The sequence below is a fragment of the Euzebya rosea genome (assembly GCF_003073135.1).
GTDB lineage: Bacteria > Actinomycetota > Nitriliruptoria > Euzebyales > Euzebyaceae > Euzebya > Euzebya rosea.
Map to the genome: position 1 here is coordinate 81,821 of NZ_PGDQ01000013.1, position 22,406 is coordinate 104,226.

Genomic DNA, 22,406 nt, shown 5'->3' on the forward strand with positions numbered 1-22,406 from the left:
TGGGAGGTGTGACATCGAGGTCCGCGCCCACCCCCGACCCCGTGCCCTCGGGCTGCCGTCGAGCGGTCAGTCGACCGCGGCCAGCGCGGCGCGGAGCACCGCGTCGGCCGGCTGGGCGGCGTCGACGATCACGTCGGCGACCTCGCGGTACAGCGGACGCCGACGGCGGTCGAGGGTGCGGACGACCTCCTGCGGGTCGCCGTAGTCCGGCCGGTGGTCCGAGCTGGCCATGCGGGCGGCCAGCACCTCCGCCGGGGCGTCCAGCCACAGGACCAAGGCATCCGCCATCGCTGCACGGACCTCGGGCCGCTCGATGACCGACGCCGCGGCCGCGATGACCACCCTGTCCTCGGCGAGGGCGTCCAGCGCATGCTGCGCCTCGAGGTCGTGCAGGGTGGGCGCCTCGGGATCGGCCGCGACCAGCGCCGCTGCCGTCCGTCCCGTGGCGGCCTCGATGTCGATGTCGGAGTCCCGCAGCGGCCACCCGAGGTGCTGGGCGATGGCACTGGCGACGGTCGTCTTGCCCGCCCCCATGAGCCCGAGCACCACGACGGACCGCGGCGTCACGCCCTGCCGTCCGGTGGGTCCAGCCGGGCGAGCACCCGGTCCAGCTTCGCGTCGATCTCGGCCAGGCCCGGCGGGGCGGGGGGTGGCCCCGGGGTCGGATCGGTGCGCGACCCGGCGCCGTTGAGCAGCAGGTCGATCACGTCGTCGGCGGCCGCGACGAGGTCGTCGGGCCGCCCGGTCGCGGCGTGGCCGAGCAGCAGGTGTTCGGTCGTGCCGAAGAACGCATCACGCACGACCCGGGTGGGGACGTCCGGCCGCATGACCCCGGTGTGGACGAGGTCGTCGAGGAGGCGGTCGACGACCCGGGTGACCCGCCGGTTGCAGGCCCTGAACGCCTCCACGACCTCGTCGCTGGTCGTGCGGCGGCCCTGTCGCCCGAAGACGGCCATCAGGGGTTGGTGTGCAGCGGTGTGCGGCATCCACCAGCGTGCGAAGGCGGTCAGGCGGTCCAGCGGCGCATCGGCGGAGTCGATGACGGCGTCCATGTGCTGCAGCAGGTCGTCGTAGTAGTCCTGCATGACCGCGACGAGCAGCCCCGCCTTGGAGCCGAAGTGGAAGGCGATGGTGGGCTCGGACACCCCGGCGTCGGCCGCGATCCTGGCCCCCGTGGCCCGTTCGAACCCGTCGGCGGCGAACCGATCCCGTGCGGCGGCGACCACGGCGGCACGGGTGCGGTCGCCCCGTGTGCCGGTGTCGGGACGTCGGCCGGCTGCGGACGGGCCTGGCACGACGGTGTTCCTCCTCCAGCGGGTGCGGTCCCGACGGAGGATAGCCCCGGCCGCGTGTCGGGTCCTTGCGACGGGCGGCCCGTTGCCCGACACGCGTCAGCGGTCGATGACCGGCCACTCGCCGGTACGCGAGGGGTCGGGGTTCGGCACGTCGTCGGGACCGGGGCTGCGCATGGGCGCCGGGGGCGGCGACGAGGGACGCAGCGTCGACGGGTCGGGCGCCGCCTCGAGCAGGCGGGTGGTCGGCAGCGCGTGGGGGTGGTGCTCGGCCAGCCACACGAGGATCCCCTCGCGGACCGCGCACCGAAGGTCCCAGGCGTTGTGAGAGTTCTGGCTGCTGACGAGGCCGCGCACCTTCACCGTCGGCCCGGTCACCTCGATGACCTGCAGCACCGCCACGTCGCCGTCCCACAGCGGATGTTCCTCGACCTGGCGGTGGAACTCCTCCCGCATGGCACCCATCGGCACGCGGTGGTCGAGCTGCCACACCACGTCACCGATGATCTGGGCGCCGTACATCGACCAGTTCTCGAACGGCGTCGACACGAACCAGGAGGTGGGCAGGACGATCCGCCGGCGGTCCCAGGTGCGCACCACGACGTAGGTGAGGGACAGCTGCTCGATGTTGCCCCAGTGGCCCTCGACGACCACCACGTCGTCGATGCGGATCGGCTCGGCGACGGCGATCTGGATGCCCGCGACGATGTTGGCCAGCGTCGACTGCGCAGCCACACCGACGACCAGGCCCAGGATCCCCGCCGAGGCCAGGAGCGAGGTGCCGACCGTGCGTGCCGTCTCGAAGGTCAGCAGCACCGAGCCGAACCCGACCATGAGGATGAGCGCCGAGGAGATGCGGCGCAGGAGGATGGCGCGCGTCGTCCGGCCGCGCGCCCAGGAGTTGTCCTCGGCCTCCATGTCCAGGCCGGACAGGATCGACACCTCCACCGCCACGGCCAGGCGCATCAGGGTGACGGTGCCGGCGAGGATGGCCAGCACCAGGAGGAGGTGGGTGAGGCCCTCGGTGACTCCGTCGGGCAGCTCGGTGAACAACATCCCGCCGAGCAGGCCGACCAGCACCGACGTCGTCCGTGCCGGCCACTTGGCCCGCGCGGTTGCCTCCTGGGCGAACCGGTCCGATCGGCCCAGCCGGAAGATGGCCCGGACGGCCAGCAGGTGCACGCCGAGGGCGAGGATCCCGGCGATCGCCAGCACGCCGACGCTCAGGGCGGCGTTGGTGGCCTGTTCGACGAGTTCGGTTTCCGGCATGGGGGGTGGCGCCAGTCGGGGTGCGGGACGCGCCGTGCGGCCCCTTCTACCCCGCGAGCACCCACACAAACGGGAGGTGATGCGACCCCGCCACGCCGCCCGCTACCGTCCCGTCCATGACTGCCGACCGCTGCCTGGGCCTGCTGGGAGGGATGGCATGGCCGTCCACGCTGGAGGCCTACCGCCGCCTGAACCGCCTCGTGAACGACGCGCTCGGAGGGGTTCACTCCGCCGACCTGGTCGTCCGCTCCTTCGACTTCGCGGCGGTCGAGGCCCTGCAGGCCGACGGGGACTGGGACGGTGCCGGCCGGCTGCTGGGTGCGGCGGCCGGTGGACTCCGTGCCTGCGGTGCCGACGCGATCATGATCTGCACCAACACGATGCATCGCGTCGAGGCCGACGTGCGGCGCATCAGCGGGCTGCCGGTGCTGCACATCGCCGACGCCACCGCCGCCGCCGTGCGTGCGGCCGGGATCCAGCGCGTGGGGCTGCTGGGGACCGCCTACACGATGGAGGGGGACTTCTACCGAGGACGGCTCGGCGCCCACGGCCTGGAGGTGGTGGTCCCCGACGCCGCCGGCCGGGCCGCCATCCACGGCATCATCTACGACGAGCTGGTCAACGACGTGGTCACCGAGGACAGCCGCGCGGTCGCCCGCCAGCTCGTCCGGGACCTCGTCGCCGACGGCGCACGGGGGGTGATCGCCGGGTGCACCGAGATCGAGCTGCTCATCGGCGGCGACGACGTGGACGTCCCGTGGTTCCCGACCACGGAGATCCACGTCGACGCGGCGGCCGGATGGCTGCTCGGATGCCCGTTCCCGGGGCCCCCGCCGGGGAGCTGATCGGGTGGGTCGAACCCTCGACCCACACTTGACGTGTACTCGTGCCGGATACCCCTTGACGGGCTCGACGCACTACGGTGTCGTCCGACGCCGACGCCCGCTCCAGGGTTCGTGTCGTGTGCAGTCCGCACCGCCTTCCCGCCGGTCAGACCGGCACCCCTCTTCCCCGCATGATCCTTCCTCGCTCGTCTCCCCTTCGCTTCAGTGTCGGGCCGGTTCGCAGCCTGCCCTACATGCCGGCGCTCGATGGGCTGCGTGCGCTGGCCGTGATGGCCGTGATCGTCTACCACGCCGACGCGGCGTGGCTGCCGGGCGGGTACCTGGGGGTCGAGGTCTTCTTCGCCATCTCCGGCTACCTGATCACGGCGTTGCTGATCACCGAGTTCGACCGCACCGATCGGATCGACTTCGTCGACTTCTGGAAACGACGGGCCAAGCGGTTGCTGCCGGCGCTTGGGGTCCTGCTGATCGGCGTGGCCCTGCTGGCGATGTTCACGGCGCGTGATGCGCTCGGCAGCCTCTGGGGCCAGTCGGTCGCGGCGTCGACCTACGTGATGAACTGGTCGTTGATCGCGACCGAGCAGTCCTACTTCGAGTCCTTCGGTCGGCCGCCCCTGCTGCAGCACCTGTGGTCCCTCGCGATCGAGGAGCAGTTCTACCTGCTCATGCCGGCCCTCTTCCTGGCCGGCCGACGCCTGCTGGGCCGGCGGATCACGCTCGGCGTGGTGCTGGCCGGCATCGTGGCCTCGGTCACCCTGATGTGGACCGGGTTCGACCCGACGGTGGACCCCTCGCGGCTCTACTACGGCACCGACACCCGGGCGGCCGGCATCCTCGTCGGCGTCGCCATGGCCATGGTCTGGCGGCCGTGGGTGGCCGGCGGCCCGCTGACCGAACGCCTGCGGGCGTCCGCCTGGCCCGACATCGCCGGCGTGGCCGGACTACTCGTCATCGGCCACCAGCTGTGGACCCTCGGCGCCTACGACGCCCGGCTGTACCGCGGTGGGTTCCTGCTGATCGCCGTCGCCACCGTCGCGGTGGTCGCCGCCGTCGCCAACCCCGGCTCGTTGGTCGCCGTGCCGTTGTCGGCCAAGCCCCTTCGCTGGATCGGGCAGCGGTCCTACGGCCTGTACCTGTGGCACTGGCCGGTCTTCATGGTCCTTCGTCCGGGCGTGGACACCATCGTCTCCGAGCCGTGGCTGACCGTCCTGCGCCTCAGCGCCACCGTGGCGCTCGCCGAGCTGTCGTTCACCTTCATCGAGCGGCCGGTCCGGGAGGGCCGGTTCGGCCAGCAGGTCGTGGCGTTGTTCCGCAGCGCCCCCGAGACCCCGGTGCTGCGTCGCGGCGTGGCGATCGTGGCCATCTCCGGCATCTCGCTGTTCGCGGTCGGCAACGTGCAGCTGGCCCGGCAGAGCCCCGCGGCGGCGGCCCCCATCGAGCTGGCCACCACCGACGGCACGACCCCGTCCTACATCCCGAAGGGTGTCCGTGGTGAGGTCATGGTCGCCGAGCACGTCGACGGCCCGCCCACCCCGCTGTCCACCGACGAACCCGTCGACGAACCCCCCGCCGACCCCGACACGTTGCCGGCCTACGACTTCGGCCGCGTCTTCGTCGTCGGTGACAGCGTCATGGTCGGCGCCGCCGAGCAGGTGGAGACCCTCGACGGCGTCGTGATGGACGCCCGGATCGGTCGGCAGTGGCACGAGCTGCTGGAGATGCCGGAGGTCGATCCGGGACCCGACGATGCCGTCGTGATCCACCTCGGCAACAACGGCGCCGTCACCACCGACACCCTCGACGCCGTGCTGGAGCGCTTCTCCGACGCCGGTCGCGTGGTGCTGGTCACCGTCCGCGTGCCCCGTCCGTGGGAGTCCCAGGTGAACCGAGCGCTGTCCGGCGCCACCGGCCGGTACCCCAACACCGTCCTCGCCGACTGGCAGGGCGCCTCCGACGGGACCCCGAACTGGTTCGGCGGCGACGGCGTGCACCTGACGCAGAGCGGTGCCAAGGCCCTCCGCGACACGATCGCCTACGCCCTGCGGGTCGACTGACGCCGTTCGTCCCGGCAGGTCCGGGCGTCCGCGAGCGCCGTCAGCTGAGGACGTCGCGGCGCAGGAACCGCCACCAGGCGAACCCGAGGAACAGCGCCGCCCAGGGAATCTGCAGCCACATCCCGCGGACGAGGTCGCCCCATCGCGGTGGGTCGGCCAGCAGGCCCAGCCATGCCGAGGACTCGTGGACCGGCAACCACATGCGGATGTCGCCCAGCGCGGTGATGTTGTCCATGATCTGCACGACGATGACGAGGACGATCGTGCCGGCGACGGCCCCAACGGGTTCGTCGGTGACGACCGACAGGGCGAACGCCAGGCAGGCGACCCAGGCGCCGTTCCACAGGACGCAGCCGAGGATCGCCAGGATCCGCACGATCGCCTCCCCCTCCGCTAGCACCCCGAACGGGGTCTCGACCGGTCCCCAACCGAAGGCGATCGTCCCGGCGACCAGTCCCGCGAGCACGACCACCAGCCCGGCGGTCACCGACAGGCCGAGGCCGACGACGAGCTTTCGGCCCAGCAGCCGGGTCCGGCTGACCGGCCTGGTCAGGAGGTACCGCAGGCTGCCCCACGACGCCTCGGAGGAGACCGGGTCGCCGGTGAACAACGCGATCACCGACAGCAGCAGGAACGGGGCGGTCGCCGCCACGCAGGTGATGGTGAAGTTGAGCGCCGACAGGCGGGTCAGGTCGAACAGGCCCGTCGGGTCGCCACCGCCGCCGTCCCCGTCGCCCGTGGTCAGCGCGAACGCCAGGGCCAGCAGGACCGGCACCAGCGCCAGCCCGCCCAACCCCAGCAGGGTCCGGCGGCGCCGCAGCTGTCGGTTCAGCTCCGCACGCACACGAGCCTCCTCCGCACGGTGGTGTCCGTGGTCACGTGGCGCCTCCGGTCAGGTCGAGGAAGACGTCCTCGAGGCGTCCGCGAGGTGTCAGGGACTCCACCCCGATGCCCGCCGCCACGAGGGCTGCCACGACGTCCGGGCTGGTGATCCCCTCGTCGTCGCCGAGGTGCACGACGATCCCGTCGCCCTCGACGTCGATCCGGTCCAGGTCGAGGGCCTCGGTGAGCACGGCAGCGGCACGGTCGTGGTCGTCGGTGCGGACCACGATCGAGCGGCTGGCCCCGCGGAGCTCGGCGACCGGTCCGCTGACGATGACGCGTCCGTGCTGCACGACGGCGGCGTGGGTGCACATCTGCTCGACCTCGGCCAGCAGGTGGCTGGAGACCAGCACGGTGATGCCCTCGCGGCCGAGGCGGGCGAGCAGCTGTCGCATGCCGCGGATCTGCTCGGGGTCCAGCCCGTCGGTCGGCTCGTCCAGCACGAGGAGCTCGGGCCGGCCCAGCAGCGCCTGGGCGATGGCCAGCCGCTGGGTCATGCCGTGGGAGTAGGTGCGGACCGGTCGGTCGATCGCATCACCGAGGGCCGCCACCTCGAGGGCCCGATCCATGTCGGCCTCGGCAGGATCCCGGCCCGCGGCCCGCCAGTAGGTCTCCAGGTTGCGACGGCCGCTGAGGTAGGGGGCGAAGCCCGGTCCCTCGACCAGCACCCCCACCCGATGCAGCACCGGGTGGCCCGGCGCCATCCGGTGGCCCAGCACCTCCACGGTGCCCTCGGTCGGCGTGATGAGGCCGAGCAACATCCGCATCGTGGTGGTCTTGCCGGCGCCGTTGGGGCCGAGGAGACCGAAGACCTGACCGCGCTCGACGACCAGGTCGAGGCCGTCGACGGCGACCTTGCCGTCGGCGTAGCGCTTGGCGAGCCCCTCGATCACCACGGCGGGGGCGTCGGCTCGGGCTGCCGCGGCGGCCACGTGGGACTCCCGTCGGCGCAGGAGGAGCGCCGCGATCAGCGCGGTCGCGACGACCAGGGCGACGGGGACGAGCACCCGCACCAGCGCCGGGATGGTGGTGGTGCGGGGCGGGGTGGTGACCGGCAGGGTCAGGGAGAGGGAGCGGCGGTCGGCGACGACGACGGCGGGTTCCCGGCCGGTGGCCAGCGCCTGGTCGGTGGTCGCGAGGACCAGGCGCAGCCGGTTGCCGGCCACGAACCGGTGGGCGACGGGTTCGAGCGGGACCTCCAGGCGGCCGACGGCGGCGCGGAGCGGCGTGACGGTGCTGTGGAGCAACGTCGCCGTGCCGCCGGGTGTGACGTCGTACAGCTTGGCCAGCAACGCCGGTGGGGGGCTGTCAGCATCAGCGGGCTCGGGGCGCTCGACTGCGGTGACCTCCAGCGCGAGGGTGGGACGTCCGACCAGCACGAGGTCGTCGTCCAGCGTGGCGGTCTCCACCGACACCGACTGGCCCGGCACGTCGATGGACGGCAACAACCCGGCCAGCGTGCCGAGGCCCGGCAGGGACGACAGGGCCGCGGGAAGGCCGCCGGGAGGATGGACCATGACCAGCGGGGTCTCGTCGCCTGCCCCGTCGCCCGGCCCGCCCTCGACCAGCAGGCCGTCCTCCAGCATCCAGGGCGTCGGGGTGGCAGACCCCATGACCCTGTCGGCGGGGCCGTCGGCGGCCGTCACCTCGCCGCCGGAGACCGCGTCGTACCAGGCGAACACCGGTGCGGCCCCGTCGTCGTCCCCGGGGGTCAGCCAGCGGTCCAGCCAGGACGCCATCTCGCCGCCGGCCGCGCTGTCGGGACCGGGGAGGCCGCCGTGCTCGCCGGCCACCCAACGAAGGGCGAACGGCACGTCCGCGGCCGCCAGCGCCTCGGCGTTGGCCAGCGACTGGCCCAGGGGGAACAACGTGTCGTCCATCGCATGCACGAGGAGCGTGGGCGTGTCTGTCTCCTCGAGGCGGCCTGCCGGGCTGCGGGCCGTCAGCAGCGCCGCGTCCTCGGGTGCCAGCACGCCGGCCCGGGCCGCCTCGACGTGGAGCGCGCAGACGACGGGATCGAACCGGCCGCACAGTCCCGACGAGAGCGCTGCCCCCGGCGAGGGAAGGCTGCCCGGCACCGCGTCGCTGGACGGTGTGACGGCGCTGGAGGGCGCGGCGACTCCTCCCAGCAGCGCCGAGGTGAACAGCAGGCTGACCCACTGCTCCTTCAGCACCCCGGGCCCGGCCGTGGCCGACGGGGAGAGCGCCTGCGCCAGATCGTGCCACGCCGCGACCGCGACGACCGCGTCCAGCCGTGGTTCGGCGGCCCCGGCCATCAGCGCCGCCCCGCCGCCGTAGCTGCCACCCGCAACGGCCACGAGGGGGTCGCCGGGGGCGTCCTGCTGGACCTCCCTTCGGTCGGCCAGGAGGTCGACCAGGACGCTGACGTCGGCGATCTCCCGGTCCGGATCGTTCAGGCCGATGGTCCCCCCGGACGCGCCGAACCCCCGGGCCGACCAGGTCAGCACGACGTAGCCCTGCCGGGCCCACTGCCGGGCTGCCTCGTCCAGCGACGACCGGTCCGAACCGAAGCCGTGGGCCAGCAGCACCGCGGGGGCGGGCAACGGCACCCCCTCCGCCACGTACAGGCCTGCGTCCAGCGTCACCGGCGGGTCACCGGCCGGCCCAGCGACCTCGACGACCAGCGACTCCTCCTCCACCGGGGTGTCCCGTCCCGCGATGACCAGGCCGACCACTGCCAGCACCAGGACGACGACCCCTGCCAGGGCGCGCCGCATCATCGCCCCGGTGCGGTCAGGGGGCGGCCGTGGATGTCAGTCCCCGCAGGCGGTGGCGGCGCGGCGCAGGACGTCCAGGTCGGGGTCGGTGACCACGGACTCCTCGGCGATGACGAACAGCTCGGCGACCGTGCCGCAGTTGGCCTCCAGCCAGCCGCGGGCGAGCGAGAACGGCATGATCACGCCGCTCTCCAGCCCCGCGACCGGACCGCCGACCAGCGCGCGGGCATCATCGCCGTCGGGCACGATCACGATGCGGGAGGGCAGGAACTCCCGCAGCTCCGTGCCGGTGTCGGCGACGTCGACCGGTCCGGACACCGTGACGACGCGACCGTCGAAGGCCGTGATGGGCGACGCGGTGACGACCTGCTCGATGTCCATGCGTGCCAGCGCGTCGAGGGTCGGGCCGGGCAGGGCGCCGCTCTGGCTGTACAGCACCGGCAGTGGCGCCGCACGACCGGCGGCCAGCCCACCCGCGGCCAGCCCGGTGGCGACGTCCTCGGCCGGGACGACCAACGCCGTGCGCAGGCCGTCGAGCACGCCGACCTCGCCGTTGGCGGTGAACAGCTCGGCGACACGGACCGCCGTGTCGAACCGGGAGTTGCCGGCGATCCGGATCGTCTCCAGGCCCATCTCGTCGGCGAAGGTGCGCTCGACCTCCCCGTTGAGGGCGCTGGTGCCACCGATCAGGATCGCCCGCTCGGTGTCCAGCTCGCGGATGACGTCGCGGGTCTGCGGGCTGACGACGGTGGCCTCGTTGAGGAGGATCGGGGCCCGGAGGATCCCCGCCAGGCCGGTCGCGGCCACCCCGTCGGCCAGGGCGTCGACGCTGACGACCACCACGGTCTCGGCGCGGCCGCCGTGGGCCTCACGGGCCGCCGACGCGGCCACGCGGATCGGATCCTCACCGGTGACCCGGACCACCCGGACGTCGCGGACCTCGCGTGACAGCAGGCCGAGCTCGTTCAGGCCGAACAGGATCGCGGCCGCGAAGACGAGGACCTGCACCAGCCGGAAGAAGGGATGCTCCAGACGCGACGTGGGGACGTCGCCCCACCCCTGCTGGTCGTCGGGATCCCGCCGCCTGACCCGGCGGCTGGGCTCAGGCGGCGCCGCCGTTGGTCTGCCCCTCCGAGGCGTCCACATGGGTTCCGGCGGTGCTCGGCACGGCGGCTTCGTCGGCAGGCATGGAGCCCACGAACCCGGCCCAGATGCCACCGGCGAGGACCATGATCGCGCCCACGATCCACGAGAAGGGGGAGTCGGTGACGAAGGTGCTGAAGATCGCGACGAAGCCCGCGAGGACCACCAGGTTGGCGATCACGGGGCTGGTCGGCTCGTCGGGGATGGCGGCCATGGCCCCATCTTGTACACCAGCACGGCCGCGCTGGCGAAGACGACGTGCCGACCGTGGGGCCTACCCAGCCTCCGTGGCGACGGCGCGTTGCAGGGCCAGGCGGTCGACCTTGCCCGACGGCAGGCGTGGCAGCGCGTTGACCACGACCAGGTCACGAGGTGCGGCGTAGCGAGGCATGCGCTCGGCCACGAAGCTGCGGAGGATGGCCAGGGACAGGACCGCACCGACCTGGTCGGGGACGACGACGGCGACCGCGCGCTGGCCCCACTCGGCGTCGGGCACCCCGACGACCTCGGCCTCGGCGATGGCCGGGTGCTGCTCGAGCAGGCTGGCCACGCTGGCCGCCACGACCTTCTCCCCGCCGGTGACGATCACGTCGTCGGCCCGCCACATCACGGTCACCCGACCATCGTCGTCGACCTCGCCGACGTCGGAGGTGACGAACCGCCCGTCGACCAGGCCCTGTCCCACCTCGGGCGTGGTGGTCCGGTAGCCGGTCATCACCGTCGGCCCGCCGATGGTCAGGCGGCCGTCGTCGGTGGTGCCCACGTCGACACCGGGCAGCGGCACGCCGTCGTACACGCAGCCGCCGCTGGTCTCGCTGGACCCGTAGGTCGTCGTCAGGCCGGGGACGCGCTCGACCAGTCCGTCGGTCAGGCGGGCCCCGCCGACCAGCACCGTGCCCCAGCCGTCAGGGTCGACGCCGGCGTCCAGCAGGCGGCGCAGCATCGTCGGGACGACGGCCAGGTGCACCGGGCCGTCGATGCCGCGGATCGCATCGACGTCGAAGTCGTCGTGCAGCACCGCCGGGGTGCCCGTGACGATCGCGCGGAGCAGGACGAGGACGCCGGCCACGTGGCTGGTCGGCAGGCAGCACAGCCACGGCACGTCGGGGTCGCTGCCGGTGGCCTCGAGGCCCAGCGTGACGCTTGCCTCCAGCGCACTGCGGGACAGCATCACACCCTTGGGCTTGCCGGTCGAGCCGCTGGTCGGGACCACGACGACCGTGTCGTCGGGCACCGGTTGGCCGCCGGGCAGGCCGACGAGGCCGCCGGGCTTGACGATCGCACCGGGCTTGAGGTCGGCGACCAGGCCGCCACGCGCCCGTGGGGGCAGCCGTGGGTCCAGCGGCAGCACGGCCGGCCCGCCCGCCCACGCGTCGCGGAGGGCCGCGTCCATCCTCGCCGGGGTGGCCTCCACCGCCAGCAGCAGCCGTCCGTTGCCGTTGTGGGTCGCGGAGCCGTCGTCAGTCACGGTCGACACGGTATCCGCCCATCCGATCCTCCCCACGCCCCTGCGGACCCCCCTCCCGACGCGCTGCGGACCCCCTCCCGGCACGGTGCGGCCGCGCGTGTGTGTCATCGGGACCACGTCCGTACGATCTGGACCCGTGAACGCCTATGTCGAAGCGGCCCGGCCGCGCACCCTCACCGCCGCGGTCGCGCCGGTCATCGTCGGAACGGCCACCGCGGCCACGTTCATCGCCTGGCGGGCCCTCGCCGCGCTGATCGTCTCGGTCAGCGTGCAGGTGGCCGTCAACTACGCCAACGACTACTTCGACGGGGTGAAGGGCGTCGACACCGAGGACCGCATGGGCCCTCGACGCGCCGTCGCCTCCGGGATGATCAGCCCGCCGGCCATGAAGCGCGCCATCCTCAACGCCTTCGTCGTGACCGCCCTGGCGGGCCTGGCGCTGGCCGCCGCGACGACGTGGTGGCTGGTGGCGGTCGGGGCGCTGTGCTTCCTCGCCGCCCTGGGCTACTCCGGTGGCCCGAAGCCGTACGCGTCGGCGGCGCTCGGCGAGGTGTTCGTGTTCGTGTTCTTCGGCCTCGTCGCCACCGTCGGCAGCGCCTTCGTGCAGGACGAGGCGGTGACCGTGACCGCGCTCCTCGCCGCCGTGCCGGTCGGCCTGTTCGCCGTGGCGATCCTGATCGCCAACAACCTGCGGGACATCCCCACCGACAGCCTCGCCGGCAAGCGCACGCTGGCCGTCGTGCTCGGTGACCGGGGGACCCGCCAGCTGCTGATCGGCACGATCATCGGTGCGTTCGCCTTCCTCGGGGTCATCGGCCTGAGCGTCGGATCCGCCTGGCCCTTCCTCGCCCTGCTGGCCGCCGTGCCGATCGCCCGACCCCTCGAGGCCGTCCGGGAGGGCGCGGTCGGCCCGGGCCTGATCCCGGTGCTCGGCGGGATCGCGCGCACCCAGCTGACCTTCGCGGTGCTGCTGACCATCGCCCTCGTCCTGGCGTGAGCGCGCCGCACCCGTTCGCCATCCCGCTGGTCACCCGGTTCCGGCGGGTGACCTCCCGGTCCGGCGTGCTGATCCGCGGCGCTGCCGGCTGGGGGGAGTTCTCGCCGTTCCCCGACTACGGCCCGGATGTCACCCGCTGGTGGTGGCTCGCCGCGCAGGAGGCTGCGGAGGAGGGGTATCCCGCCCCTGTCCGTGACCACGTCGAGGTCAACACGATCGTGCCGGTCGTCGATCCCGAGCGAGCCCACGCGATGGTGACCGCCAGCGGCTGCCGGACCGCCAAGGTGAAGGTCGCCGACCCCGGGGTGTCGTTGGCCGACGACGAGGCCAGGATCGAGGCCGTCCGCGACGCGCTGGGGCCGGACGGGCTGATCCGCATCGACGCCAACGCCGCCTGGGACGTCGACCGAGCCGTCCACGCCATCGGCCTGCTCGAGCGGGCGGCCGGGGGCCTGGAATACGTCGAGCAGCCCTGCGCGACGCTCGCGGAGATGGCGGCCCTCCGCCGGCGGGTCGAGGTGCCGCTGGCTGCCGACGAGTCAGTCCGCACCGCCGAGGATCCCTTGCGCATCGCCGGGCTGGAGGCCGCCGACATCGTCGTGGTCAAGGTGCAGCCGCTCGGCGGGGTGCGACGGGCCCTGGCGGTGATCGACGCGGCCGGGCTGCCCGCGGTGGTGTCCTCCGCCGTGGAGACATCGGTGGGCCTGGCCGCGGGGCTGGCCCTGGCGGCCGCGCTGCCGGAGCTGCCCCACGCGTGTGGCCTGGGCACCGCGACGCTGCTGGCCGGTGACGTCGTGGCCGAGCCGCTGGTGCCGGAGGGGGGACGGCTCGGGGTCCGGCGGGTCGAGCCCGACCCCGCCCTGCTGGCGCAATGGGCACCCGAGGACCCCGAGGTCGTGCTGGACCGCTACCGTGCAGCCGCCGCGGCCGCCGGGGCGGCGGTGCCCGAGGAGGGTGGACTGTGATGCCCGATCAGCAGCCGAGCGCGACCGCCGTTGCCCTGACCCTGGTCGACGAGCTGGCGGCGCAGGGCGTGACCGACGTAGTGGTGTCCCCGGGGTCCCGGTCGGCCCCGCTGTCGCTGGCCGTCGCGGCCCACGAGGGGCTGCGCATGCACGTCCGGGTCGACGAGCGGTCAGCGGCGTTCCTGGCGCTGGGGTTGGCCCGCGGGGCGGGGCGTCCGACGGCGCTGGTCTGTTCGTCGGGAACGGCGACGGCGAACTACCACCCGGCGGTGATGGAGGCCGATGCCGCTGGGGTCGGGGTGATCGTGCTGACCGCCGACCGGCCACCCGAGCTGCGCGACATCGGCGCCAACCAGACGGCCACGCAGCAGCACCTCTACGGCGGTGCGGTCCGCTGGTTCCACGAGGTGTCGGCCGGCGGTGACCGGCCGGGCGCGTACCTGCGGTCGGTGGTCGCCCGTGCAATGGCGCTGGCGGCCGGCGGGGTCGCCCCGGCCGGCCCCGTCCACCTCAACGTCCCGCTGCGCGAGCCGCTCCTCGACGACACGGCCACCGCCCTCCCCGGCCACCCGGGTGGTTCGACCGTGGCCGCGTCCCCTTCGGCGCGATCGGGGCCTGCATCGCGCATGGGCGACGCAGGCCCCGATCGTGCCGGTCCTCGGCCGGCCGGGTCGGCGGGCACGGGGGCGGCCACGTGGCTGCCCGCCCCCGTCGAGGTCCTGGCGGGGCGACGTGGACTGGTGATCGCGGGGGAGGGGGCGGTCGGGGGCGACGACGTGCTCGACGTCGCCGCGGCGCTGGGCTGGCCGGTCCTCGCCGAGCCCACCTCCGGCCTGCGTCACCGTGACCCCGCCATCCGCACCGGGCACTGGCTGGCCGCCAGCGAGGCGTTCGTCGGGGGCCACCGGCCGGAGGTGGTCGTGCAGCTCGGCCGGCCCGTCCTGTCCCGCCCCGTCGGTGCGATCGTGGCCGGCTGCGAACAGGTCGTCGTCTGCGACCCCCTCGACCGGGGGTGGGATCCGCAGCGCAACGCCCGACTGGTCCTGCCCGTTGCCTTCGCGGAGTGGGCTGCCCCCGCGGTCGACGGCGCCGAGCGGGTCGAGGGGTGGCTCGACGCGTGGCGGGACGCCGATGACCGTGCCGGGGCAGTGCTCGACCGCCTCCTCGACGAGGGCACCGACCCGACCGAGCTGGGGCTGGTCCGTGACCTCGCTCGGGCGCTGCCCGACGACAGCGTGCTGACCGTCGCGTCGAGCCTGGCGATCCGCCACCTCAACGAGACCATGCCCGTCCGGAACGGCCTGCGGGTGGTCGGCAACCGGGGGGTCTCCGGCATCGACGGGTTCGTCTCGACCGCCGTCGGCGTCGCGCTCGCCCACGACGGCCCCGCGGTGGCGCTGGCCGGTGACCTGTCGATGGTCCACGACATGACCGGGCTGGTCATCGGCCCCGACGAACCCGTGCCCGCCCTCCCGATCGTCGTCATCAACAACGACGGGGGCGGCATCTTCGACCTGCTGCCCTACGGCTCCGGCGTGGCCCCGGCCACGTTCCGACGGCTGTTCGCCACACCACACGGCGTGCCCCTCGGCGGGCTGGCGATCACGACCGGGGCGGGGTACCTCGGCCTCGACGAGATGGCCGACCTGCCCGGTGCGCTGGACGACGCCTGGGCCAACCCGGGCATCACGATCGTGGAGGTCACCACCGACACCCCGACCGAGACCGCCCGCTACCACCGGATCCGCGAGGCCATCGCCGCCGAGCTCGGCTGACCACCGGGTCGGCTCGGCCCCTGCCCGGCCCGTCCCTCGCATCACGTTTCGTCCCACCCCCCGCGGGCCATGTTCGTCGCATGCCCGACAACTCCCCCTCCCTCGGCCAGATCGGGTTCGCCGGACGAGCCGTCCTCTACGCGACCACCGGCTTCCTGGCCGGTCGCATCGCCGTCGGCCTGCCCGGCGACGCCGGGGCGCAGGGGGCGATGCAGCAGCTCGGCCAGCTGCCGTTCGGGATGGTCCTGCTGGGCATCCTGTCGCTGACCCTCGCGGTGTTCGCCTTCTGGGCAGGCGTCCAGGCGATCGGCGGCGACGACGGGGAGCTCGACGTGATGCACCGCCTGGGGAGGGGTGTGCAGGCGTTGTTCTACGGCGGGCTTGCCGTGCTCGCGGCCAAGCAGGTGTTCGCCGGCGGGTCCAGCGGCGGCGGTGGGTCCCAGTCCGCCCTGACGGCGACCGTGATGGAGAACCCCGTCGGTCGCGCCGCCATCGGCATCGCCGGTGTCGTCTTCGTCGTCGTCGGCATCCGTCAGCTCTGGCGGGCGTGGAACGGTGACCTGCGCGAGGAGCTCGACGGGATCGGGCACCCGTCGTGGGCACGCGCCGTCGGTCGCCTGGGCTACGCCGGCCGCGGCCTCAGCTACCTGCTGATCGGGGCTTTCGTGACCCACGGCGCCGTGGTGTTCGACCCCGACGAGGCGACGGGACTGGACAAGGCCCTCGACGAGCTGTCGCGAACCGTGCCCGGGCGAGTGGCCGTCGCCGTCGTGGCGCTGGGACTCGTGACGCTGGCCGTCTGGTTCGGCCTGGTCGCCCGCCACGGCGTGCGGGACGAGGTCGACGCGACCCCGGAACCCGCGAACGGCTGACCGCTCCGGGACAGCCGCCGGGCCGGCTGACACGTTTCGGGAAAAGAACGAAGCGCCCGGAGGAGCCGATCTCCGGGCGCTTCTTGAGCGATGGACTCCGGAGACACCTGGAGCAAAGAGGGCGGAGCTTCAAGGTCCGGATCCGTCGCTGGACCACAGAATGCGGTGGGTGTGTGGCCGTTGTGCAACGTCAATGTAACGATGTTGTGTCAGCGAACATAATGCGCGGTCATCGCACGAACGCGGTTCAGTTCGTTCGCGCGCCGAGCGCCTGCTGCATGGTGTTGAGCTTCAGGCGCGTCTCCTCCAGCTCGGCCTCCGGCAACGATCCCGCCACGATCCCGCAGCCGGCGAACAGGCGGGCACGGCGAGCCGTCAGCTGCGCGCAGCGCAGGGCGATGCCGAACGTGCCGTCACCGTTGCCCCGAACCACGCCCACCGGTCCGGCGTACCGCGCCCGGTCCATGCCCTCCAACGACCCGATGAGGGGAACCGCCACCTCGCGAGGTGTTCCCCCGACGGCGGCCGTGGGGTGCAGGGCCCCGACCAGCTCGAGGACGTGGGTGGGTTCCCGCAGGGTGCCGGTCAGGCGGGTGGCGAGGTGCTGGAGGTTGTCCAGCCGCAGCAGCCACGGGTCGGCGTCCACCTCGAGGTCGTCGCAGAGGGGCGCGAGGGCGGTCCGGGCCGACTCCCTGGCGTACCCGTGCTCCTCCCGGTCCTTCTCGCTGGACAACAACGCCCGGCCGGCTGCGTCGTCGGGGGTGGTCGTGCCGGCGAGCACGACGCTCTCGACCCGGTTGCCGATGCGACGGACCAGCAGCTCGGGGGTGGCGCCGACGAACCCCTCGTGCACGAAGGTCATGCAGGAGGGGAAGCGGGCGGCGAGCTTCTCGGCCAGCCCGATCGGGTCCAGGACGTCGTCGGCCCAGACCTGCAGGTCGCGGGCCAGGACGACCTTCTCGTAGCGGCCCTCCCGGATCTGTGCGGTGGCGGTGGCGACGGCCTCCATCCAGTCGACCTCCGAGACCGAGGCGCCGGCGTAGCGGACCTTGCCGACGCCGTTGACCAGCTCCGCACGACCGCTGGTCCCGGGGCCGTCCACCCGGACGAGCTGCTCGGGGATCGCGACTGCGCTGCCGTCGCTCCCGGCGTCGAAGGTGAAGGAGGCGAACGCCACCCCCTCGGGTGCGAGCCGGTCGGCCAGCCACTCCGCAGAGCTGGTGAAGCGGTCGAGGGTGGTGGGCGGCTCGAACCGGTCGGCCACCCCGTTGCCGACCCAGCCCTGCTGCTGCTGGACGAACGCGTAGCCCGCCGGGTCGGTGAGGGCGTCCAGCGTCATGCCCGTGCGGCCTCGTCGGCCTCGAGCCGTTCGCGCGCAGCGGTGAGCAGGCGACGGCGGAAGGTGTGGGCGATGATCTCGGTGGCCGCGGGCAGCATCGTCTGCAGCGCCTCGACCATCCGTCGGGCCGCCTCGTCCTCGTCGTCGACCCGGGCGCGGATCGGGTCGCGCACGAACCGGGCGAAGAGGTCGACGGCCTGGTCGGCGATGCCGCCGATCGCGGCGTCGTGCTCCCGGGCGAGGGCCAGCAGCTCACTGATCGGCACCCCGGCGTCGAGCAGGGCCTGACCGGCCCGGACGGCGGCGACGTCCTCGGCCCCGTAGGGGATGTCCTCGTCGGTCGAGGGGATGAGGATTCCCTGGCGGGCGACGGACTCCAGCACCGTGAGCGACACGCCGGTGTGCGTCGACAGCTCCGGCAGGTCCATCGGGCCGATGGGTGCGAGGTCGGCCCCCTCGGCGGCGGGCCGCTGGATGGCGGCGGCCAGCGCCTCCTCCCCGGCGTCGAGCTCGCCCGCCAACGCCCGCTTGACCATCGCGAGGGTGAACCCCTGCGCTTTCAGGTCCCGGATCCGCCCCAACGTCGCGACATGGTCGTCGTCGTACCAGGCCGCCCGCCCCTCCCGCTCGGGTGCGTCGAGCAACCCCAGCGACTGGTAGTAGCGGATGGTGTCGACCGACAGGTCACAACGGCTGGCGAGCTCTTCGACGCGGTATCGCACCGCGCCACTGTACGAGCGGTTGCTCGAACTGTCAGTGTTCGTTGGTCCTCGCTCCGCTCGTCGGGTCCTCGGGCTCGTGACCGACGATCCGCTGCGCCGATTCTCGCCTCTCGCAGGCTCGTGGCTGCGAGTCTTGCTCACGGAGCGTCGGCGCCCTGCGGCGGTCTGTGCTCGGTTCGGCTGCGGTGGCTGGCGTGTGCGATAGGCCCCTCTGGGGGCGGTCGACCGCACCCAGGGTCAGGCCTCGTGTGGCATGCGCGCCCCCGGACGGCGTCGACCGCGCACACCGAGCAAGGGTGGGTGCGATCCACTCCACCTCGCGCGCTCGAACGCACACACCAGTCGTGTGCGGGACCCACCGAGGGGGCCCACGCACCGCCGCAGGGCGCCGACGACTCCGTGGTGGCTCCCGCAGCGCCCCGATGCGAAGCGAGGGGTCGAGGAAGCCGCAGCGGATCGTCGGTCACGAGCCCGAGGACCCGACGGGCGAAGCGAGGACCAACAAACATCGTCGGTCACGAGCCCGAGGACCCGACGAGCGGAGCGAGGACCAACGAACAACTCACAATGTCGTCGCGAGGTACCAGGCGATCGCGACGAGGGCGACCAGGAAGAGGGTGCCAGCGGCGAGCTGGAGGGGGCCGCGGGGGGAGATGGTGTCCTCGGTGACCGGCTCGAGCTCGTAGGTCGGCTCGACGCGGGGCGGGCCGGCGGGCAGGTCCTGGAGGTCCAGGACGGAGGGGGCGTCGGGGGCGAGGTCGTCGACGGTGACGCCCCGCGGTCCGCCGGTTCGGGGCAACGAGCTGGTTGGCGGCAGGACGACGGCCCACTCCTCGTGTACGGCAGGGGGAGGGTCGGTCGGCGTGTCGAGGGCGGCGGGCACGACCGTCGAGGGGTCCAGCTCGGGCAGCTCGGTGGTGATCCGGTCCGACGGGGTGCGTTCCAGCTCGGGTGGGAGGTGGGCGGCGCGGGCGAACAGCGGCACGGTGTCCTCCTGCCGGGGCTGCCGCTCGGGGGTCGGATCGCCGGTGTCCTCCTCCGTCGGCCCGTGCAGCTGCTGGAAGAGCGACCGGGCCACCGCTGGGCCGTCGGGTGCGGGCGGGCCGGGGAGCGGCGGCAACGGCTCCATCACCGGCATGGCGTGGTCGCCCGGCTGGGCCAGTCGACGTCCGGTGGCCGCCGGGGGCAGGTAGCTGGGGGTCTCCAGCGTGTGCCCCGCGAGCACTCGGCCGGGTACCCAGCGTCGCTCGACGGCGTCGACGTGGCTGCGCCGCAGGCCGGCTGGGGGTGTGGCGTCGGCCGACCACCGGATGGCCGGCTCGGCGCCGGGTGTCGTGGCGGGTGCGGCAGGGGTCGCAGCGGACGAGGTCGTGGAGGGGGTGGTGGCGGGCGGCGCGGGGGAGGAGGGGGTCGGCCCGCCAGCGGACGTCGGCTGCTGGCTGCCGGGTACCTCCCTGATCGGCAGGGGGGCCGGTTCGTCGGCGTCGCCTGCCATCGCCGACGCCGACATCGCCGCCACACCCTCGCCACCGCCGGCCATCCGTTCGACCAATCGCGGCGACGGGGTGGTGAACGCGTTCTGCGTCAGCGCCGGGATGGCCGGGGACAGCTCCGCGTCGGGCAGCACGATCGTGACGTCCGGCTCGGAACCCTCCTCGGACGAATCGTCGCGCGCCTCGTGGTCCTGCGAGTCCTCGTCCTCGGCCGCACGGGCAGCCAGCTCGGCCAGGATCTCGGCGGCCCGGTCGGGGTCGACGACCTGGTGGCCCAGCGCGCAGCGGCCCCGGTCGTCGATCGCGACGACCTGCCGGCACTTGTCGCACCGCTCGCCTGCCTCGACATCGTGGCGCAGTCGACCGCGCCCACGGCCGAGGCGGTTGCCGCGGCTGGCGCGAGGTGTGTCGGTCTGGCTCATGTGCGTAGACTCCAGCGCTCGTTGCCGAACATCTGCTATTCCGCGTCCGTCGTCTGCCCGATGTCAGGACCGCCGCTTGCCGACGGGGCCGTCCTCGTGGCCGACGGCGTCATTGTGGCGGTCGGACACGCCAGTGACCTAGCACCCTCGGCTGACCGGCACCACCATCTCGACGGTGTGCTGCTGCCCGGTCTGGTCGACGGACACACCGTGCTCGAGCACTCCGACGTGCGTGCCATCGCCCGCCCGGGGCCCTTCCACATGTGGCTTCGCGCCGTGCTCGGCTACACCCGCGGGTGGGACGGCGAACGGTGGATGCGGTCGGCCCACCGTGGGGTCCAGGACGCCCTGCGGCACGGCGTGACCACGGTCGTGGACTCCGTCGTCCGCGGACCTGCGGTGCCCGCTGCAGGGCGTGCGGGCCTCCGTGGCCACTCGCTGGTCCAGGTGATGATGGTCGACATCACCGAGCACGACGCGGTGCTCGAGGCCGTGCGGACCTCGCTGTCCAGGCCGGCCAACGGCCGCACGATCGGCGTCGCCCCCCACTCGCCCTACACCCTCGGCACGGGCGTCCTGCAGGCCCTCGGCGCACTCGCCCGCGAGCTAGGCCGCCCCCTGCAGATCCGCGCGGCGGAGTCCAACGCCGAGATCGCCGCCATCCGCCAGGGCGACGGCCCCCTGGTCGACCTCGCCACCGAAGCCGGCCTGGACGTGGAGTGGGCACCCGACGGCGTCGGCAAGGGCGCGGTCGGCTACCTGGACTCCCTCGACCTGCTGGCCCCCGGCACCTCCGTCGTGCACGGCGTCTGGGCCGACCTCGCCGAAGCGCGCATGCTGGCCCGCGCCGGCGTGCCCGTCGTCTGCTGCCCCCGGGCCAACGCCATGCTGCAGGTCGGTGAGGCCCCGCTGGAACGCTTCGCCGAAGCCGGTACGCCGCTGGCGCTCGGCACCGGCAGCGCGGCCGCCGCCGGCGACGCCGACCTGCTCGCCGACGCCGCCGCGTGGGCGCGGGTCGCCCGCAACCGCGAGCTCGTCCTGTGGCCATCCCCCTCCGCCGGCCCCATCTCGCTGGAGGAGGCCGCGGTCCGGCTTGCCACCGTCGACGGCGCCCGAGCGCTCGGCCTCGGTGACATCGCCGGTGTCCTGGAACCCGGTCGTCCCGCCGACATGGTGGGTGTCGCGATCGACACGACACCCGGCAGCGTCTACCGCGACCTGGTCGAACGCGGTCCGGGCCGGCAGGTCCTGACCGTCCTCGGCGGCCTCCGCAAGTCACGCCGCAAGGACCCCGACATCCCGTGGCCCGAGCTCGAAGAATGGAAGGACATGTGACCGCTGGTTCCCTGCCCGACCCGCGCCCGACCGAGGACAAGGACGCGGCCCTCGTCCAGGACATGTTCGACCGGGTGGCCCCGCGCTACGACATCGCCAACGCGATCCTGTCGTTCGGTTCCGACCAGCACTGGCGCCGCGTCGCCGTCCGGGCGGTCGACCCGCAGCCGGCCGAGCGGATCCTCGACGTGGCCACCGGCACCGGGCTGCTGGCCCGCGAGCTGGACCGGGCCGGCGCGGACACCGTGGCGCTGGACTTCTCGTGGAACATGCTGGCCGCGGGCAAGCGCAGCGAACGCCGGACCGGCCAGCGGCCGCTCGCGTGGCTGAACGGAGACGGCACCGCGTTGCCGTTCGCCGACGACAGCTTCGACGCGGTCACCATCAGCTTCGGCCTGCGCAACCTCCCCGACCCCCGAGCGGGCCTGCGGGAGTTCGCGAGGGTGACCAAGCCGGGCGGCCGCGTGGTCGTGATGGAGTTCTCCAGCCCCACCAACGCGCTGTTCCGCCGGGTCTACCGGGACTACCTCGTCCGCGCCCTGCCGCGCATCGCCGAGGTCGTCACCTCCGACCCGGCTGCCTACCGGTACCTGGCCGACTCCATCCTCGAGTGGCCCGACCAGCCCCGGCTGGCCAGATGGTTCGTCGACGCGGGCTGGACCGGCCCGCGCTGGCAGAACCTGACCGGCGGCATCGTCGCCATCCACACCGCCCGCCTGCCCGGCTGAGCCGGTCGCCCCGGAGGGGCCGGAGGACAGCCCGGGCCGGTCCCGGGTTTCGCCCCCTCCACCCGCG

The 22,406-nt window shown here is 73.6% G+C and carries 19 protein-coding genes; 8 read left to right on the forward strand and 11 right to left on the reverse strand.

All coding sequences use genetic code 11. The features are described from left to right. Positions 1–66 precede the first annotated feature (66 nt). The 3 genes from CUC05_RS17235 to CUC05_RS17245 form a co-directional block, all read right to left on the reverse strand. Complete coding sequence (locus CUC05_RS17235; RefSeq protein ID WP_205712400.1) at positions 67–567, reverse strand: shikimate kinase; 501 nt, start codon at positions 565–567, stop codon at positions 67–69. Then, positions 564–1,295: a TetR/AcrR family transcriptional regulator gene (locus tag CUC05_RS17240; RefSeq protein ID WP_170128047.1), complete on the reverse strand. Its 732-nt coding sequence runs from the start codon at positions 1,293–1,295 to the stop codon at positions 564–566. Before CUC05_RS17240 ends, CUC05_RS17235 begins: the two co-directional genes overlap by 4 nt. A 96-nt stretch (positions 1,296–1,391) precedes the next feature. Further along, on the reverse strand, positions 1,392–2,561 hold the full coding sequence (locus tag CUC05_RS17245; protein ID WP_108667372.1) for a mechanosensitive ion channel family protein: 1,170 nt from the start codon (positions 2,559–2,561) through the stop codon (positions 1,392–1,394). A gap of 116 nt (positions 2,562–2,677) precedes the next feature. Between CUC05_RS17245 and CUC05_RS17250 the strand changes: the two genes are divergently transcribed. Both CUC05_RS17250 and CUC05_RS17255 read left to right on the forward strand, forming a co-directional pair. Then, the gene (locus tag CUC05_RS17250) at positions 2,678–3,406 is read left to right on the forward strand and encodes an aspartate/glutamate racemase family protein (RefSeq protein WP_108667373.1); all 729 of its coding nucleotides are present in this window, start codon (positions 2,678–2,680) and stop codon (positions 3,404–3,406) included. Positions 3,407–3,639: 233 nt separating this feature from the next. Further along, positions 3,640–5,460 (forward strand): acyltransferase family protein, encoded by a 1,821-nt coding sequence (locus tag CUC05_RS17255; RefSeq protein WP_157965692.1) that lies wholly within the window; start codon positions 3,640–3,642, stop codon positions 5,458–5,460. Positions 5,461–5,500: 40 nt separating this feature from the next. Here the strand turns inward: CUC05_RS17255 and CUC05_RS17260 are convergent, their stop codons facing one another. The 5 genes from CUC05_RS17260 to CUC05_RS17280 form a co-directional block, all read right to left on the reverse strand. Beyond that, positions 5,501–6,304 carry an ABC transporter permease gene (locus tag CUC05_RS17260; RefSeq protein ID WP_108667375.1) on the reverse strand — a complete coding sequence of 268 codons (804 nt, stop codon included), beginning with the start codon at positions 6,302–6,304 and terminating at the stop codon, positions 5,501–5,503. Between the two features lie 31 nt (positions 6,305–6,335). Then, positions 6,336–9,083: an alpha/beta fold hydrolase gene (locus CUC05_RS17265; RefSeq protein ID WP_108667376.1), complete on the reverse strand. Its 2,748-nt coding sequence runs from the start codon at positions 9,081–9,083 to the stop codon at positions 6,336–6,338. 33 nt (positions 9,084–9,116) lie between these two features. Further along, positions 9,117–10,088, reverse strand: a complete 972-nt coding sequence (locus tag CUC05_RS17270) for a cell wall-binding repeat-containing protein (RefSeq protein ID WP_157965693.1) — start codon at positions 10,086–10,088, stop codon at positions 9,117–9,119. A gap of 94 nt (positions 10,089–10,182) precedes the next feature. After that, positions 10,183–10,437 carry a hypothetical protein gene (locus tag CUC05_RS17275; protein ID WP_108667378.1) on the reverse strand — a complete coding sequence of 85 codons (255 nt, stop codon included), beginning with the start codon at positions 10,435–10,437 and terminating at the stop codon, positions 10,183–10,185. Positions 10,438–10,497: 60 nt separating this feature from the next. Then, on the reverse strand, positions 10,498–11,691 hold the full coding sequence (locus CUC05_RS17280) for a class I adenylate-forming enzyme family protein (protein ID WP_205712401.1): 1,194 nt from the start codon (positions 11,689–11,691) through the stop codon (positions 10,498–10,500). A 136-nt stretch (positions 11,692–11,827) separates the two neighbouring features. Between CUC05_RS17280 and CUC05_RS17285 the strand changes: the two genes are divergently transcribed. The 4 genes from CUC05_RS17285 (at position 11,828) to CUC05_RS17300 (ending at position 16,300) form a co-directional block, all read left to right on the forward strand. Then, positions 11,828–12,688, forward strand: a complete 861-nt coding sequence (locus tag CUC05_RS17285; RefSeq protein ID WP_108667379.1) for a 1,4-dihydroxy-2-naphthoate polyprenyltransferase — start codon at positions 11,828–11,830, stop codon at positions 12,686–12,688. Continuing rightward, complete coding sequence (locus tag CUC05_RS17290) at positions 12,685–13,653, forward strand: o-succinylbenzoate synthase (RefSeq protein ID WP_108667380.1); 969 nt, start codon at positions 12,685–12,687, stop codon at positions 13,651–13,653. Before CUC05_RS17285 ends, CUC05_RS17290 begins: the two co-directional genes overlap by 4 nt. Continuing rightward, positions 13,653–15,428: a 2-succinyl-5-enolpyruvyl-6-hydroxy-3-cyclohexene-1-carboxylic-acid synthase gene (gene menD, locus CUC05_RS17295; protein WP_157965694.1), complete on the forward strand. Its 1,776-nt coding sequence runs from the start codon at positions 13,653–13,655 to the stop codon at positions 15,426–15,428. The genes CUC05_RS17290 and menD overlap by 1 nt, the downstream gene beginning before the upstream one ends. Positions 15,429–15,508: 80 nt before the next feature. Further along, positions 15,509–16,300 (forward strand): DUF1206 domain-containing protein, encoded by a 792-nt coding sequence (locus CUC05_RS17300; RefSeq protein WP_108667382.1) that lies wholly within the window; start codon positions 15,509–15,511, stop codon positions 16,298–16,300. 247 nt (positions 16,301–16,547) lie between these two features. Here CUC05_RS17300 and CUC05_RS17305 read toward each other — a convergent pair whose 3' ends face one another. The 3 genes from CUC05_RS17305 to CUC05_RS24300 all read right to left on the reverse strand — a co-directional run bounded on the left by CUC05_RS17305 (position 16,548) and on the right by CUC05_RS24300 (position 20,276). Then, a complete protein-coding gene (locus CUC05_RS17305; protein WP_108667383.1) occupies positions 16,548–17,639 on the reverse strand; it encodes an isochorismate synthase in 1,092 nt (363 codons plus the stop codon). Next, positions 17,636–18,361, reverse strand: a complete 726-nt coding sequence (locus CUC05_RS17310; protein WP_170128048.1) for a MerR family transcriptional regulator — start codon at positions 18,359–18,361, stop codon at positions 17,636–17,638. The genes CUC05_RS17305 and CUC05_RS17310 overlap by 4 nt, the downstream gene beginning before the upstream one ends. A gap of 562 nt (positions 18,362–18,923) precedes the next feature. Further along, the gene (locus CUC05_RS24300; RefSeq protein WP_114476331.1) at positions 18,924–20,276 is read right to left on the reverse strand and encodes a hypothetical protein; all 1,353 of its coding nucleotides are present in this window, start codon (positions 20,274–20,276) and stop codon (positions 18,924–18,926) included. 177 nt (positions 20,277–20,453) lie between these two features. On the opposite strand from CUC05_RS24300, the gene CUC05_RS24305 reads away from it, so the two are divergent. Beyond that, the gene (locus tag CUC05_RS24305) at positions 20,454–21,611 is read left to right on the forward strand and encodes an amidohydrolase family protein (RefSeq protein WP_157965695.1); all 1,158 of its coding nucleotides are present in this window, start codon (positions 20,454–20,456) and stop codon (positions 21,609–21,611) included. Further along, positions 21,596–22,339 (forward strand): class I SAM-dependent methyltransferase, encoded by a 744-nt coding sequence (locus CUC05_RS17325; protein ID WP_108667387.1) that lies wholly within the window; start codon positions 21,596–21,598, stop codon positions 22,337–22,339. The genes CUC05_RS24305 and CUC05_RS17325 overlap by 16 nt, the downstream gene beginning before the upstream one ends. Positions 22,340–22,406 lie beyond the last annotated feature (67 nt).